Below are 16,435 nucleotides of genomic sequence, written 5' to 3' on the forward strand. Positions count from 1 at the left end.
TAATGGAGGCAGCGATTACTAACCTGGCCCGCAGAGACTGGCTACTACGTGCCACCCTCGCCACCCTTGGGTTGGGCGGCCTGGTATTGGTGGGACTGATTTCATTGCTCGGCATGTTGCTGAGCGGTGCCAGCCTGCATCAAGAGACGGCCCGGGCTCGCGCACTCACAGAGCGCTATATCAGCACATCGCAGCGTATTGAAGAAAAGCTGGCGCTCGGCCAGCCAGCGGTGGAGATCAAGCGAAAACTCGCCGCCCTAAATCGAGTGGTGCCTTTAGGTTTGCGTCTTGAGGCAGTGCTGGAAAGTTTGGAGGCTAGCCACGCGGACGGCCTGAAACTGCGGTCCTTGTCGTTTGACCGGAAAAAGGGGCTTGTGCGAGTAAAGGTGACCTCTCGTCAGTCGGAACAATTGTTTACCTGGATCGAGTCTCTGGCGGCTTCAGGAGAGGCAGGTGCTGGCTGGGATGTGACCCTTGAATCCAGCGAGGTAGATGACCAGGGCAGCAAGGTGTATTTAGTGCATGTTAAAGAGAAAAAGTAACAGCCTGCATTTATTACTGGGTTTTGCTCTGATCCGTTGGCTTCTCTTGGGCAATATAACCGTATTTTTTTTGGTGTTATCAGTAGGTTTTTTTTATTACCTGCCGGCAAAGAATCATCACGCAGAAGTGGAAGAGGAATACCGGTATGTCCTGGAGCGTTATTACCGTTTGCAGAGGGATGCGCAGTTTTTCGAGCAAGTGGCGCAGCACGGAGAAAATATAGATAGGATGCACAGAAAAATTGCGTTGCCTTACCAGAGCTCATCGGCGGTCGAACAGATAGGGGCGCTGGTTGGTAGTGCAGGGCTCACCATGCGCCGTGAAAATTACGGGGATATCGAGCACTCCGAGGTTGGTACCTGGCAGGTTTCTGGCCGCTTGGGCTTGGTGGGCGAGTACATCCCGTTCGCCACTTTCGTCCGTCAACTGGACTCGATCGAATATTTGGCCCAGGTCGAAGCAGTAGAGCTCAAAGCAGAGAAAGGCGAAGCGTTATCAATTTCTGTTGAGTTAAGTCTGTACGGCGAATTGTAATGAAGAAAATTTCTGCTGCCGTTGTATGCGCGCTGCTGCTACTGGCCAACCTGATCAAATATTGGCCTGAGAGTGCCGGCCGCACAATTCCGGAGGGTAATTCTGTCGATGGAGTATCACCGGTGGCAGAAGTGATCCGCTTTGGTCGGAGCTACCAGATCGGCGCGGTCGACTTATTTACAGCTGGGTCGGAGGCTGGTAAGGGAGAGGTACTGGCTGAGGAGCAAGTGCAGCCGGAACCTGCAAATCGGGAGGTCGTTTCTGGAGTAATCGGTGGCCGCAGTGCCGGGCAGTCAGCAGCTGATCTGGGGGAATCACAGCGGCGGCCAGCCCAGAGCGCGAGGTTCGAACTCTTGTCGGTGGCTGAGATTGCTGGGGTCAAAAGGGGTTTAGTGAAGTATGGAGGGAAACACTACTTTGTTTCGTCGGGTGATGTGATTGATGGTCAGTTTGTGGTGCAGAGAATTGATGACAAGAGAGTTTACATTAACAGTGTTACCGGAAGTGGTTCGCAGTGATTCGTAAGTTGATTTTGGTTGGCTTGCTTGCTGGTTGTGCTTCCGGGCCGAGTGAGCAAAAGCAATACCTTGAAGGGATCACATCCCCCCGCGAGCGTGTGCAGGTTGGTCGAGAGCAATTGCAGAAGGATCCTGGCAATGTGCGATTGGCAATGGTCGTGCGAGATGCAGAGCTGAGCGCAGTCCAGTACTACTCCGCCTTAGGTGACGAGGCGCTGAGCCAAGGACACCATGAAACCGCGATTGATATTTATCAGGAAGGCTTGGCCGTAGATCCCCACAATAAGCACTTGCGGGAGCGACTGACACGCGCCAAATCTGCCCCAGCGTATGCCAGGGAAATTAATGCTGTTCGACAGAGTTTGGAAGCGCGGAATTACGCTGCCGCAGAGCGCTCTCTAGAGGCAGCCAAGAGACTATTTCCAAACAGCGAAGAGGTGCAGTACTTTGAATCGGTGATTCGCGATGGCGCTGCGCGGCAGGAAAATCGTGATCTGAAGATCGACCTGGATTTTGACAAAATTGATTTCCCCACGGCGGCGCGATTTGTCGCCGACGCTTTTGGTGTGACTGTTATTGTGGACAGCTCGGTCAAGGATACCCCTGTGAGCCTGCAAGTTGAGCAGGTGGGCTTCGAAGAGGCATTCCTGACACTGCTGTCGATGACAAAGAATACTTTCAAGGTGATCGACCAGTCGACGGTGCTGGTGTTCTCCGACTCCTCCGATCGACGCAAGCAATATGACGACCTGCAACTGCGCACTTACCACCTGAATAACATCCCAGCTAAGGATATGGTCTCGATAATTAAGGGGGTGCTCCAGCTAAACAAAGTCACCGTCAACGAGGCGGCAAACAGTTTGCTGGTGCGGGATTTACCCGAAAAACTCGATATCGTGGACCTGTTGATTTCCCAACATGACACTTCCCGTGGCGAGGTGGTGCTAGAGGTCGAGATCCTGGAGATCAATCTGAACAAGGCTGAGCGTTTGGGTATGGACTACGGCAGCTATTCCCTGGGGCTGCCTCTCGAGCCGACTGGGGTGACCGGAAGTATTCTCGATGGACTGTCCACAAACGCACTGTTGAATGTGCCCTCTGTTGCGATGAGGTTTTTCAAGCAGGATGTGGACGCGACTACACTGGCAAACCCAAGGGTGCGGGTAATGGATCGGGAGAAGGCCAAGATCCATATTGGCGACCGGGTACCCCTGCGCTCGGCACAGATCCAGGATGCCACTGGGCAGACGCGGACCACCTACGAATATCAAGAGATCGGAATTCGCCTGCAGGTGGAGCCCAGGCTACATGCCGACGACTATGTAACCATCACTCTCGCTCTGGAGGTGAGTTCACTCGGGGAAAACCTGGGTACAGCTAATGAGCCGGCCTACCGGATTGGTACCCGAAATGCAGAAACCGTAATGCATGTGCGCAGCGGCGAGACCGCGATCCTGGGTGGCTTGATTCGTGAAGAAGAGAGGGGCACTTTTTCCCGTGTTGATGGGTTGAGCAACATACCGGGGGTGAGCGCGCTGTTTGAGTCCAGTGATGACAGTGATGCAAGAACAGATGTATTGCTGACGATAACCCCGAAAGTGGTGCGCAGTGTTCCGTTCCAGCACGCGGGCCGAATATCAATCGGCACGGAGAACCGGATTAGGCTCGGAGGTTCCACCGAGCTGAGCCGGCTAAAGCTTCGAACTCCAGAGCAGCCGCCGATGATGGTGAACGGCGATGAAGAAAGCTTTGAAGTGGTATTTGATAACGAAATATCCCCCAATCCGGAAGGTATTGAAACCGGGAGCGAGGTGACAGCGGGCAATGCGCAGCCCATAGAGTCCAGGGATGTACCGGCCAGGATATCGGTGCGGCCGGAAGATGTTGAGTACAGTCTCGCTGTAGATGAAGACCTCTCTATTCCCATCGTTGCCAGTGTTGAGCAAGGTAAGGCGGATTTGAATTTCAATCTGGTGTTCAATCCGGCGATTCTGGACTACGTCGGATTCGAATCACCGGTTGATGATACCAGGGTGGATTTCAATGGCAGCAATACTCTCACAGTGCGAACGGGAGAGGTGACTGATCCCCAGGCTCTGGAGGTGCTGTTCAAGGGCAAGCGCAGCGGCCGCAGCTTCGTATTGGTCCGGTCCGCGACCGTGGCTGAGCCTGGAGACCTGGAGGCGGAAATCGAAACCGGCGGTACCCGGGTGACTGTCAGCGAGTAAGTGCGCATGGGTAAAAATAGCGACGGTGCAGCAGATCGTGGAATGTTTCAGGCACTGCCGACAATGTCTGCTGCTGCAGGGCTGACGCTAGTGGAAATGCTGGTTTGCCTCACAATTGTTTCGATTCTTGCCGCCGTCGCGATGCCGGTGGTCGATGTAGGTATTCGACGTTCGAAGGAAGTGGCGTTGAAGAAAAATCTAATCCTTATGCGTGAAGCCATAGACCGCTTTAACGATGACTGTCGCGCAGGGCTGTTTTCTCCCGCGCAGCCTGGGGTCAGTCGGGACTGCTTTCCGGAAACGCTGGAGACTCTGACCGAGGGCGTGAATGCCACCGGCGGTGCCGACAAGGTTTTGCGCTATCTGCGCCGGATTCCGTCGGACCCTTTCGCCGAGGAGGGTGGTGATCGGGTCGGGCACTGGGAAATCCGGGGTTATCAAGATGAATATGATAGCGAAATCTGGTCAGGTGATGATGTTTTCGATATCCGTGTGAAACACGATCTACAGGCACTGGACGGCAGTAGTTACCGAGATTGGTGACGGAACGGTGAATGAAAGGAATGAATACAAAAAACAATGGAGGGGGGCGATGAAAATGCGCACTCGTCCCGCACGGGGCTTTACGTTTGTCGAGCTGGCAGTGGTACTGCTCTGTGTGGCGCTGCTTGCCTCGCTCAGTGCGCCACTGGTGACCACCTGGATTACACGGGCAAAAGAGTCCGCTCTGAAGGAGAATCTGTTCGTCTTGAGGGGGGCGCTTGATGCCTACTATGCGGACAAAGGGCAGTATCCGGTGAGCCTGGCGGATCTGGTCAGTGAAAGATATATACGCTTCGTGCCGGTAGAGCCCATTTCCGGTCGTGATGATGGCTGGGTCGAGGAGTATTCGGCAGGGAGTGATATTGATGGTGTGGTGGATGTCCATTCCGGATCGAACGATCAGGCCCTGGATGATTCTTGCTACTGCGACTGGTAATAGAAGGAAAAAAATCGTGAAATTCAAGGTTCAGTTAGGTTTTACCATGATGGAGTTGTTGATCGTGCTCGTCATTGTAGGTCTGCTAGCGGCATTGGTGGGACCAAGTCTCTATAAGCGAGTCAACCCGGCCAAGGCATCGGTGGCCAGGGCGCAAATTCAGAATTTTACTGGAGCGCTGGATGCGTACTTTGTTGATGTCGGTGAGTTTCCGTCCGATGCGGAAAGCTTGGAAGCGCTGCGGGTAAAGCCGGCGGGTGCTGAAGGCTGGCAGGGGCCATACCTTAAGAAGGAAGTACCGCTGGATCCCTGGAGTCGGCCATATGTCTACAAGTCGCCGGGTCGAAACGGTGGCTACGAGATAGTTTCCTACGGGAGAGATGGCGCCCAGGGTGGTGAAGGTGACAATGCAGATATCAACAGTTGGGAGTAGCTCACAGGAGGGTTTCGCTTTGCCTGCGGTGCTTGCGCTAACCGTGGCAGTGGGTGTTGTCTCTGCGATTGCTGCGGAAAATGTGACCGGCTCCATTCGCAGGCTACAAGAACAGGAGCTTCTGTTTGTGGGCCAGCAATACCGCCGGGCAATAAAGAGTTATTACCTCGCCGCTCAGAACCGGCAGTACCCGAGAAAATTGGAAGACCTTTTGCAGGACTCCAGGTTTCACCGTGTCCGGCACATCCGCAAACTTTATCAGGACCCTATTACTGGCGACTCGATGGAAGTTATCCGCGGCCCGGGTGGCAGTATTGTTGGCGTGCGCAGTCGGTCACAGGCGCGGCCTTTCCGCCAGGCGAATTTCCGCTGGGAAGATCGAGCCTTTGCCGGGGTTGGCAGTCATGCAGAGTGGGAGTTTCGCTACGCACCTGAGCCGGCGGTATCCACCGGCAGAAACTGATAAGTAGAGTCTTATGCGTTGAAAGTGCGCGAGAGCTTTGTTGGGATATTTTCTCCTTTTTTTAGTTTTTTATTGCTGTACCTTCGTGCAAATTGCATTTTTTTAGGACTTTGTTCTAATTGGAGGCGCGATTTTCTTGCTTGGCGCATTTTTTTTCTGTAGGTTTACGCGCTGAAAAATCGATCGCTTGATTGTCTGGGGGAGATGGTCAAGGGATGGTTGGTGTCTATTGCGCGAGCCTTTCCTGCCGGCTGGACCTGCTTTGGTCCCAGCCACTATATCTCCAACTTTATGTGCCCATAATCCAAGCTATCGCCAAAAGGATGTTTCCATTCCCATGAGCGGATGGACAATGGATTGTACGGGTACCCTTCGCGATGAAATCTGGTCGGCTCTCGATAATTGTGCGCGCGGTTATTAGCGCAGCTCTATCACTCGGATGTGTCTCTGTCAGCGCGGGGGAAATCGATAGCAACTTGGCGGGCGCTGATTTGCCCTCCCAGGAAGAGGTGGTTGATCGCCTGATCTCCGGCAAGCCGCTGGGTCTTGATGAGGTGCAGTGGACAGCTATCCGAGAGCAATCCCGTGCAGTCAAAATCCCGCAAAGCGCAGCCAGTAGGGAGTTCGGGAGAAGCCTGGAAAGCCTGCTGACGACGTTGCAGTTGCTGGATAGTTTCGACAAGCTTGCACCGGCAGAAAATCGCCAGTATCGAGAGTTGGAATCCCAATTCAATGCATTTGTCGCGCACCACCTAATTGTCGATGCGAAACTTCGCGAGACTATTGCTGACCCAGAACTGTCCCAGCAGGGTCGTGAGCGCGCACAAGCTACTCATGACGCCTATTGGGAGCGAGTGCAGCCGTTTGTCAGCCTGCTCGAAGAGTTGTTTTCGTTTGACCCGGAAGAAGCGGGCTGGATAGACCATGCTGGTCATCTATATAGCCAGTTTCAGCTGGCCGGGATGATCGACGGTCTCAGTGAATTACAGGTTCCTCAATCCTATCCAGTGCTGCGGGATATGCTATTGCCATATGAGCCGCTCGCGCCCGCCTCCATCGCCATCTCCTCTGCGCCCTCGATAGTTTCCAGTTACCAGGACCCGGCGGCTACGCAGATACCCTCTTCAGCAGATCTTTCGGCTTCGTCACAGGCGCCGCTAAGTGCGTCTGTCCTGGCCAAGGCCCGGGATCTCAACTACGACCCGGTGTCGATTTTCAATTTCGTAAAATCGACTGTGTCGCTCGAGTGGTACTACGGCTCAATGAAAGGAGCCGAGGAAACTCTGAGGCAAATGGCCGGTAACGACATAGATCAGGCCAGCTTGCTGGTTGCACTGCTGCGCGCTAGTTCTATCCCTTCCCGCTACGTGCGCGGAGTGGTAGAGATACCGGTCGAAACTGTAGAGAACTCTCTCGCGGTTTCCGGTGCCGAGCGGGCCCTCGAGCTGGTGCGTGCCGCAGGATACCCCGCGCAAGCGGTGATTCGTGGCGGGCAGCTGGAAGCCATCGCGGTGGAGTACACCTGGGTCGTGGCATTAGTGCCCTACGCCAATTACCGTGGTGCTGTGGTCGATACCAGTGGTCGTGCCTGGTTGCCGCTTTTCCCGGCGGCCTCCGAATTTGAGGTCAATGTCGGCGGAAATCCCATGGCTCGGGTAGCACTGGACCCGAGGCAAACCATTGAGCGTTACCTTTCCGAATATATTGAAGAAGTAAGCCCTATCACTGCATTTGTCAGTGAACTGGATGCAGGCCTCGCAGAGCAGGGGACTTCACTGGATGAACTGTCGCCGCAGGCCCGACAGGTAGAAGAGGTTGCCAATTACCTGCCGAATAGTGAGCCCTATACGGTGCAGCGGATTTTCCTGGAAAGCGCGGAGATTCCTGCTGAACTCGTGCACAAGGTGACATTCCGACTTTATACCAATAACCGCAATACCAGCTCCGAAAGCCTGGTGGCGGAGTTGCCGGTATCGGCACTGTCCAACCGGGACGTCACACTTTCTTATATGGCGTCCACCATTGATGAGCAGAACCTGGTAAATCGTTACGGTGGGCTGGGTTCCGTGCCTGCCTACCTGGTCTCGCTGCGCCCACAGATCCAGGTCGATGGCATTATCACGGCCGTCGGCGAACAGCCGATTCCGATGGCGCAGGCGCACCGTATCCAGCTGGAAATTTCCGGCCCAGGTTACAGCGATACTATTGCCAAAACCGTTATTGCCGGTAATTACCATGCTGTTGGTGTAGTTGCCCAGGCCTCTATTGCCGAGAGCGAGGAAACTGAACGCACCGCAGCCAGTGTTCTGAGCCAGATAGCCCGACGCTATCTCGCAGCCTGGCACCAGAGTGAACGAGAGCTGTCCGGTGCCACTGGCGTGCGGCTGGTGCGTCCAGTGCCCGATGTGGTTTTCTCCTCCAATGCCGTCGTCGCCGAGGAGGTGCTGGGCAGGCCGCACCAGCTGTCATGGCAGGGCGTCAACCTGGATGCGAGCTATCGCAAGGTTGCTGTGGTACCGGTCTTCGATGATGCCATGTCTGCGAAGGATTTTATCAGTCTGTCCGCAGTGGATGGCTCCTACCTGGAGCACCGTGTTTACGAGCAAAACTTAGGGGTGGCTGCGGTTTCGGCCGACAAGGCGATCGCCTACGCGCACCAGCAAAACCAAACGGTATTGACCATCACCCCGGAGCAAGAGGCTCAGGTAGACTCCTTAAACATCGCTGAGGTCGTCAAGTCAGATATTCGCGGCTGGCTGGTGATGGGTTACCAGGTTACGGTCCCGGCTGAGGAAGTGCAGGTGGGCGAATGGCAGGGTGCCGCCTGGCAGGTGGAGAATACCTCGACCGGTGCCGCCGGTTACTTCCTCTCCGGCGGTATTGCCGGAGGTGCCAATGCCAGCACTACTTGGCCCAGTCTGTTGCAGGCAATTCTGCAATCCCCCTATCTGAGCGAGGTTAACCTCGACCCCAGTGCTGCCGCTATCATCGATATCTTGCCCGATACCAACTACCAGGAGGGCGCTGCCGGTGAGCTGTTAGAGCGCCCTCTGTCTGTAATGGTTCGTGACCTCTTCGGTCGCCGCATCGTCGGTGCTCCGGTGACTTTCGCTATAGATGACCTAAGCCTCGGCAGTTTCAACGGCGAGCGTGAAATTACCGTACAAACTTCCGCACAGGGGGTAGCCGAAGTAGATTTCACGCTGCCAGAGACGACTTTTGTTAATCCGCTTTTCGCGTACAGGGAGCAGGGACATAAGTACAATACCCAGGCCGGTATTGCGGTTGTTTCCGCGCGCGTCGATGTCAAAGATGTCTCGGGCAATATCTCTAATACATTGCGGGCACCGCAGCTGTTTCAGGCATTAGTCTGGCCAGGCGATCCGGTAGAGTTTGAGATGCTGTTAGACGAGAATGACTGGGTGGTGAAGTCCAACGCACGTATGGTCGATCTCAAAATCCAGGTTCAGGTGCGGGATGCCTTCGATAACCCGGTGTCTAACGAGTCGGTCGTAGCTACGGTTAAGTCTTCTGAAGCTTTTGACAGATATGGCGATCCTGCCCCAGAGTGGCTCCTGGCTCCAGCGCAGGTGGCTTACACTATCGGCAATACATGCGTGATCGATTATGTGGGAATGCCGAAGCTGGGAGAATGCGGGGCCGCTCAGAATTCTTCGGCAGTGACTACTGCGGAGGGTATTGCCGGGTTCGCGGTTTTTACTGGCGAATTAGACACCGAAGCTTGGGGTGGGACTGGACGGCCCACCCTCTTTACCTATGAATTCAGCTGGGCTGACAAGGGTGAGACTTTATATATCCGCTCGGCTCCGTGGGATTACGTCTGGCATAGTAATGGGGCTATGGTGCTGGCCGGGGATACTTACGAGACGCCTATGTATCTCGTCTCAGTAGAAAATACTCACTTAGTTGATGCTGAACGTTGGTATGTCACCAAAGCCATGCTGATCCATCAACAAAAAGATGACGGTCTCAATATTGTCTCAGAGAGCTCGCAGCCCATTTCCGTTACCGACCATTATAGTGAGTACGGTAACGAAGTATTCAGCTATACAGTCACCACTGCAGAAACACCTGGTAGCAATTCCGTGGTGTTTGACACGGACGCGGCCACCCCAGACGAGGAAGTGGTACAGTTCCACGGCTCCGATGTCATTGGTATTACCATAGACGAGATAGAGGCATTCACTGGCGGCCCTATTATGTTGGATTTGGGTGGTCGCGTAATCAATCCGGTCAGGATGGAAATCGCACACCATCCCGCCAGTATTAGCATCGAAGATGCGGCGCTGCTGATCTACAGGGACGGGAGCGTGGTCTACGATTTGCCGCTCACCCGCTCAGTAGGCGAAAACTCCTACACAACCCACAGCGGCGCGCTGCTCAGCAACCTCGAATTCGATGTGGATTCCCACTACGAAGCCCAGGTGGTTTTCAACCGCGGGCTCGGGTGGAATTACAAGCGCGTTTATGGCAATCGGCAACCGATCACTTTCGACCAGCAAATCCTCGAGCATCTCTCCGCATTTGAAGAGTCGGCCCCGGAGCCGCAAGTTGGAGTAATCTCAACCACTGTTACTGCCAGCACACTGGTCGACCTGAGTAATAGTTTTGTCTGCGAGTCGCCACTTAAGTTCAAGCTGGGTCTGTCCCAAGATGCGCAAGCATCCATCACCTTCACTGGCGAAAATGCGCCCATAGGTGCGGATGAAGTCCTGGACCCCAGCGATTTGAGTGCGGGTTACCACGAATTTACCTATACGGACCGGAGTCTCAGGCCCGGTACCTACGATTTTGAAGTGCGTCTGGTATCCAAAGCTACAGGAAGGGAAGAGGTTTATCCGGGCCAGGCAATTATCTCCCGTGAGTATTTGGATCAACTGCCGGTTGGCCATGCCATGGTGGAAGGAGTTGACCTCTTCGATGGCAAGCTGAATCTCTCCGCGACAGACGTGCAGCTACCCTGGAGCGGGCCAGACCTTTCCCTGCGCCGCTCCTATAGCAGCCGAAATACCAGTACTTCGAGCCTCGGAATGGGGTGGAGTCACAACCTTGAGTCCTTTGTGCTGCATCGCGGTTGCGGTGTGGTCACTGTGCACGGTGGAGACGGTGGCGGGATCACTTTCTACCCGGATGGCAACGGGGGCTACGCACCTGGTCGCGGTTATCACGGCACACTGATCAGCTCCGTGGGTGGTTGGGATTTTTATAGTAAGGACGGCACCCAGTACCACTATACCCACCGCCTCGGTACCAAAAAGGCGATGCTGGACTATATACGCGGTACCAACGGTCGCCTGATCAAATTTGGTTATAGTGGTTCCAGTGAGCCGCAGCTGGATATCGTAGAAGATAGTTCTGGCCGCACCCTGCGCTTTGAATACCAGGTGGGTATCGCCGGCTGGGAGGTGCGCCACTTGTTGAAACGGGTCACGGCCCTGTCCGGTTCCGAAGAATTTTCCATCTATTACGAATACGACGGCCGAGGACGCTTGATAGAAAGCCGTTATGAGAAGGGTAGGGCCAGCCGCAGCCAGCGCTATCAGTACCAGGTGGATGAGAGCTTTCAGTTTAATGGTGTGTTGGACGATTTCTACCTGAGAAGTGCCATCTCCCAGGTTATCGATGAAAACGACAAGATCACCCATTATTCCCATGGGGTTCACGAATTTCCCGGGCCACCATTGCTGGGCGACCAGGCCATTGTTGTAGGCTCCGCCCCGGTACCCGCTACCTTGCAGATTACGCGTCCAGAGGGCGGTACCACCAGTTTTGAGTACCCCGGTCGCAATGAGCGCAATGGCGGTCTGTTGGAAACTGAAGTCACCGATGGTCGATACAACAAGACCACCTACACCCTGAACGACTACGGCGCTGCCACTAAGATTAAGGCGCCCAACGGTACCCGCGAAATCGAATGGGATTTACAGCAGGTAGTCATCGCCAACACCACCAATGAGCGCAACGTCACCACCGAATTTGCCTACGACGAAGACGGCAACCAGGTGGTGGAAAAGCTGGTGGGCAGGTTGCCGCTGATGACCCCCTATGTGAGCAAGGGGCAGTTCGGTCAAATCAAGAACCTGATGGCAGCGCGTATCGACCGCAACGATCACCGCACTGATTACCACTACGATGATCGGGGCAACCTGACCGGCGTCGACTACCCGGATGCTACCTCCGAGTACTTTACCTACGATGACCTGGGCAACCGCAAAACCTACCAGGACCGCCGCGGTAAACTATGGCGTTACAACCACGACGAGTGGGGCAATGTTATCTATACCCGTGACCCCCTCGGTGGCGTGGCTGAAGCCGCGTGGAATGCTCGCGGCCAGAAACTGTGGGAAACAGACGAGGAAGGCCGCCGGATTTCCTACACCTACAACGACCTTAACCAGCTGACAGACGTCATTCGCCCGCTCGATGATGACACCAGCTACACCTACGACCTGGTGGGCAACAAGAAGACCGAGACCGATGGTCGCGGGCACACCACTTATTGGGAGTACGACGGCGAAAACCGGGTAGTGGAGATTCGCAACCACTTGCAGGATTCGAAATCGCTGGATTACGACAAGGTAGGCAACCTGATATCGGAATCTGATTTTCGCGGCAATGTCACCACCTATGATTATGACGGTGCCAACCGCCAGACCTCGGTCAATATGCCAGAAAGCCGCGTGCTAAAACGAGAGTACGATGATGCCGGTAATATCACCCGCGAGTACTCCACCGAAGGGCGCACCACCAGCTACGGTTACGACGACTACAATCGCCGCAATAAGATTACCAATGCGCTGGAGCAGGTGACGGATCTGGAGCTGGACGAGGAGGGCAATGTCCTCTCTCTCACCAACGCGCGCACCCACACTACCACTTACGAATATGACGGGCTGAATCGCAAGCGCTTCGAGCGCCAACCGCTGGGCCGCACCCTGGAGTGGCGCTACGATGAGAACGGCAACCTGATCTATGAAATCGACGGTAACGGACAGGCTACCCGCTACACCTACGATGACCTGAACCGGGTACAGCGGAAGATCGACCGCGAGGGTAATATCACCCTCTACGATTACGACAAGGTCGGCAACCGCACCCTGGAGCTGAATGCGCGGCAGTTCTCCATCGTGCGGGAATACGACGATCGCAATCGCCTGGAGCGACTCAAGGACGCCGAGGACTATGTAACCGATTATCGATATGACGAAGTCGGCAACCTCACCCAGGAAATTCTGGCCAATGGCAATACCCTGGTTTCGGAGTTTGACGAGCTGAATCGCCTCACATCAAAATCCGACGATATCGGCCACTTGGTGCGCGAGAACCGTTACGACGCCGATGGCAACCTTGCCTACAGTGAAGACGCCAACGGCAATGTCACCACTTACGACTACAACGCCTTTAACCAGCTGACCTTTGAATACCAGCCGCTGGGGCGGACATTAGAGAAGCGCTACGATACCCACGGCAACCTCACCTATGAGATCGACGCCGAGGACCAGGACATCACCGAGCACCGCTACGATGTGCTCAACCGCCTGGAAAAAACCATCGATCCGCTGCTGAAGGAGCGCTCACTCACCTACGACGAAGTCGGCAATAAAAAGACCGTTACTGACTGGAATCTCAATACCACCACCTGGGAATACGACGCCCTCAACCGCGTTATCTCGGAAGAGGACCCACTCGAACAGTTTATCTACTACGACGAGTACGACCTCAACAATAACCTGCTGGTAACGCGCGACAAGCGCAATATCGAGACCCGCTACCAGTACGACGCCGAAGACCGCCAGACCCAGGTTACCCGCGCTGGACTCCAGATACTGCGCACGGAATACGACGAGGTTGGCAACACCCTGATTGAGGAGGATGCCGAGGGCAACAAAACCGCCTGGGAGTACGACGGCCGCAATCTGGTACTGGTGGAAAGTGGTGAGCTGGCCGCGATTAACCGCTACCACTATGACGCAATGGGCAACCGCGATTACCGGCGCGACCCGGAGGGGCGGGAAACCACCTGGCTGTACGACAAGCGCAACCGTCTCGACAACGTCACCAACGGCGAGCAGGAGACCACCCGCTATAGCTACGACCTGAACGGCAATCGCACCAGTGTGGAGAAGTCCAAGGGCAATAGCACCACCTATGTCTACGATGCCCTGAACCGCTTGGACGAGATCCACGACTATCTCGGCGGTATCACCGATTTCGTTTACGACCGGGACAACAACCTGGTCGAGCAAATCGACGCCGAGCTGAACAGCACCAGCTACGAGTACGACGCCCTCAATCGCCGCAGCGCCATCGAGTATGCCGATACCAACCGCGTCGAGTACACCGAGTACGATGGCAACGGCAATCTCAAGGCCATGACCGACGCCAATGGTGTGAGCGTCAGCTACCAGTACGACGAACTCAATCGCGAGACGGAGCGCAACTACGCCCGCCCACTGATTTCCAGCAGTGCGGATATCCAGCAGGTGGTGAGTGCCTACGATGCCAACAACAACCTGCTCAGCACCACCGAGCGCTACTTCGACGGCCTGCGCGGGGATGTGGTCACCCGCTATACCTACGACGACTTCGACCGCCAGCTCACCAAGACCGACAGCTTCGGCCGCACCCTGGGCTATGCCTACGACAACAACGGCAACCGCACCCGACTGACGGACCCGGACAACAAGCACACCCTCTACGTCTTCGACTCGCTCAACCGTCTCTACCAGGCCCAGGCCGAGGGTGGCACCACCACTTATAGCTACGACCGCTCCAGCCTTGTTGAGCATGTCAGCTACCCCAACAATACCGAGACCCGCTACACCTACGATAACGCCGGGCGCACCGAGACCATCGAGCACACCCAGAACGGCGGCCTGGTCTCCCGCTTTGCCTACGAGTACGACGACAACGGCAACCGCACAGAACAGCGCGAAACCAACGGCAACGGCGAAGAGATCACCACCTACGTCTACGACGACCTCGACCGCCTGGAAAGTGTCACCTACCCGGATGTGCCCGCCGGCAGCGGCCATACCGTCACCTACGGCTACGACAACGCCTACAACCGCGTTTCTGAAATCGCCGTCAACAGTACCAGTAGCCAGACGGAAAAAGACCTGACCCTCAGCTACAACGAGCGCAACCAGCTAACGGATATCACCGACAACCTGGATGCCGCCAACAACGTCAAATACGGTTTCGATGGCAACGGCAACCAGGTCTCCAAGACCAAGGCCGGAGAGACCAGCGACTTTATCTTCGATGCCCGCGACGACCTGCGCCAGGTCATGATCGGCGGCTCCACTGTGGGCCAGTTCCTGTATGACGTCGGCGGCCTTCGCATAGAAAAAGAAGGCGAGCGCGGCACCGAGCGCTACACCTACGACGGCCTGTCCGTGCTGACCCAATCGGACGCCAACAACCTCACCCTGGCCAAATACAACTACGGCCCCAGCAAATTACTCAGCCTGACCCATATCACCGAGGGCACCCAGTTCTATCTGTTCGACGCACTGGGCAGTGTCAGCAACCTCACCAGCGCCAACGGCACCCTGCAGGCGCGCTACCAGTACGACGCTTGGGGCAACAAGCGCAGCGAGAGCGGCAGCTCCTGGAACCGCTTCGGCTTTACCGGGCATGAGGAAGATAAAGAGACCGGGCTGATTTATGCCAAGGCGCGTTTCTATGATCCGGATACAGGAAGGTTCCTGAGTCAGGATGCCTGGGAGGGTGACAGTACCATTGCGCCTAGTTTGCATAAGTATCTTTATGCTTATCAGAATCCGACGGTTTGGGTTGATCCGGATGGCAATCAAACCACCCCGTTGACCCCGGTTATTCCGAATCCAGTAGCTCCTTTAGCTGGTGATGCACTTGCTACATCTGCTGATCGCACTGCAAGGGTCCTTGTGGGTGAGCAGCTGAATATCCAAAGCTCAACATTTTGGCAGGAAGAGTACGCCCGAACCCCGACTTCTTGGTCAAATGCAGTTACAGCCTTGGCGGACCGAGGTATTAATAATGCCAAAGGAAATGTTAGTGCCCACTTTGCGCTAATTGCTGCATTCTTTAAGCCCTGGTGGCTATCAAATTCAAGTGATGACCAGTATTCCGTTGTTGCAGAAAGTGAGTCGCGCCCAGGAGCCTATGATCGACCGCCAGCGGAAGTATTGCCAAAAATTCCCGGAAGAGAAATAGATGAGCAGGCTGGGGAGGCGAAGGTGTATGTCTATGAGTACCTTGATCCGCAGTCTGCACCGCCCGGCTATGAGCCGGAGAATCTTGATAATCCAGTTTTAGGTTATCCGGATCAGTCTGATCAGCTTGATACATCTCCTTACTTGAGAGATCGGGAGAGAGACGAGCAGGGGCGGTTTAAGGCTAGTACGGATATTCCTGAGGGGCGACTTAACAGGGCTTATCCGAGGGCTGATACGAAGCGTGCAATTCAACAGCAGGCTAAAGATCAAGGCTTATATAATCCAGAGACTGGGAATTTTATTGATCCAAATACATTGGAAGAAATCGAAGGTAAGTTTCATTATGGTCACACTGCTGGTAATGAGAGCTGGCGGACTAGAGATGAGGCGACAAGAAAAGGAATGAGCCAGGCTGAGTATAATGAATCTCAGCAAGATTTAGAGTACTGGCAAATTGAAGATCCCGGGGAAAATATGAGTCATAAATGGGAAGAAAAATAGTGAGGGTTTGTCA

Annotated in this window: 9 protein-coding genes; all 9 read left to right on the forward strand. The window is 55.0% G+C overall.

All coding sequences use genetic code 11. The features are described from left to right. Window positions 1-2: 2 nt before the first annotated feature. The 9 genes from ACG1BZ_RS07560 (at window position 3) to ACG1BZ_RS07600 (ending at window position 16,422) form a co-directional block, all read left to right on the forward strand. Entirely contained in the window at window positions 3-542 is a 540-nt protein-coding gene (locus ACG1BZ_RS07560; protein WP_413665070.1) for a hypothetical protein, read from the forward strand. Then, window positions 523-1,077, forward strand: coding sequence for a hypothetical protein (locus ACG1BZ_RS07565; RefSeq protein WP_413665071.1), 555 nt, complete (start codon window positions 523-525; stop codon window positions 1,075-1,077). The genes ACG1BZ_RS07560 and ACG1BZ_RS07565 overlap by 20 nt, the downstream gene beginning before the upstream one ends. After that, window positions 1,077-1,595 carry a hypothetical protein gene (locus tag ACG1BZ_RS07570; protein ID WP_413665072.1) on the forward strand — a complete coding sequence of 173 codons (519 nt, stop codon included), beginning with the start codon at window positions 1,077-1,079 and terminating at the stop codon, window positions 1,593-1,595. Before ACG1BZ_RS07565 ends, ACG1BZ_RS07570 begins: the two co-directional genes overlap by 1 nt. Beyond that, window positions 1,592-3,823 carry a secretin N-terminal domain-containing protein gene (locus ACG1BZ_RS07575; RefSeq protein WP_413665073.1) on the forward strand — a complete coding sequence of 744 codons (2,232 nt, stop codon included), beginning with the start codon at window positions 1,592-1,594 and terminating at the stop codon, window positions 3,821-3,823. Before ACG1BZ_RS07570 ends, ACG1BZ_RS07575 begins: the two co-directional genes overlap by 4 nt. 186 nt (window positions 3,824-4,009) lie before the next feature. Beyond that, window positions 4,010-4,366: a hypothetical protein gene (locus tag ACG1BZ_RS07580; protein WP_413665910.1), complete on the forward strand. Its 357-nt coding sequence runs from the start codon at window positions 4,010-4,012 to the stop codon at window positions 4,364-4,366. Window positions 4,367-4,421: 55 nt separating this feature from the next. After that, window positions 4,422-4,802 carry a type II secretion system protein gene (locus ACG1BZ_RS07585; protein ID WP_413665074.1) on the forward strand — a complete coding sequence of 127 codons (381 nt, stop codon included), beginning with the start codon at window positions 4,422-4,424 and terminating at the stop codon, window positions 4,800-4,802. A 16-nt stretch (window positions 4,803-4,818) separates the two neighbouring features. Then, window positions 4,819-5,235 (forward strand): type II secretion system major pseudopilin GspG, encoded by a 417-nt coding sequence (gene gspG / locus ACG1BZ_RS07590; RefSeq protein ID WP_413665075.1) that lies wholly within the window; start codon window positions 4,819-4,821, stop codon window positions 5,233-5,235. After that, a complete protein-coding gene (locus ACG1BZ_RS07595; protein WP_413665076.1) occupies window positions 5,210-5,698 on the forward strand; it encodes a hypothetical protein in 489 nt (162 codons plus the stop codon). The genes gspG and ACG1BZ_RS07595 overlap by 26 nt, the downstream gene beginning before the upstream one ends. Before the next feature lie 377 nt (window positions 5,699-6,075). Further along, window positions 6,076-16,422 (forward strand): RHS repeat-associated core domain-containing protein, encoded by a 10,347-nt coding sequence (locus ACG1BZ_RS07600; protein ID WP_413665077.1) that lies wholly within the window; start codon window positions 6,076-6,078, stop codon window positions 16,420-16,422. Window positions 16,423-16,435 lie beyond the last annotated feature (13 nt).

Source organism: Microbulbifer sp. CNSA002, from assembly GCF_047324085.1.
Lineage (GTDB): Bacteria > Pseudomonadota > Gammaproteobacteria > Pseudomonadales > Cellvibrionaceae > Microbulbifer.

Coding starts and splice junctions, on each gene's coding strand:
- ACG1BZ_RS07595 (WP_413665076.1), top strand. CDS start 5,210: ATGCAGATATCAACAGTTGGGAGTAGCTCACAGGAGGGTTTCGCTTTG.
- ACG1BZ_RS07560 (WP_413665070.1), top strand. CDS start 3: ATGGAGGCAGCGATTACTAACCTGGCCCGCAGAGACTGGCTACTACGT.
- ACG1BZ_RS07570 (WP_413665072.1), top strand. CDS start 1,077: ATGAAGAAAATTTCTGCTGCCGTTGTATGCGCGCTGCTGCTACTGGCC.
- ACG1BZ_RS07600 (WP_413665077.1), top strand. CDS start 6,076: ATGAAATCTGGTCGGCTCTCGATAATTGTGCGCGCGGTTATTAGCGCA.
- ACG1BZ_RS07565 (WP_413665071.1), top strand. CDS start 523: ATGTTAAAGAGAAAAAGTAACAGCCTGCATTTATTACTGGGTTTTGCT.
- ACG1BZ_RS07585 (WP_413665074.1), top strand. CDS start 4,422: ATGCGCACTCGTCCCGCACGGGGCTTTACGTTTGTCGAGCTGGCAGTG.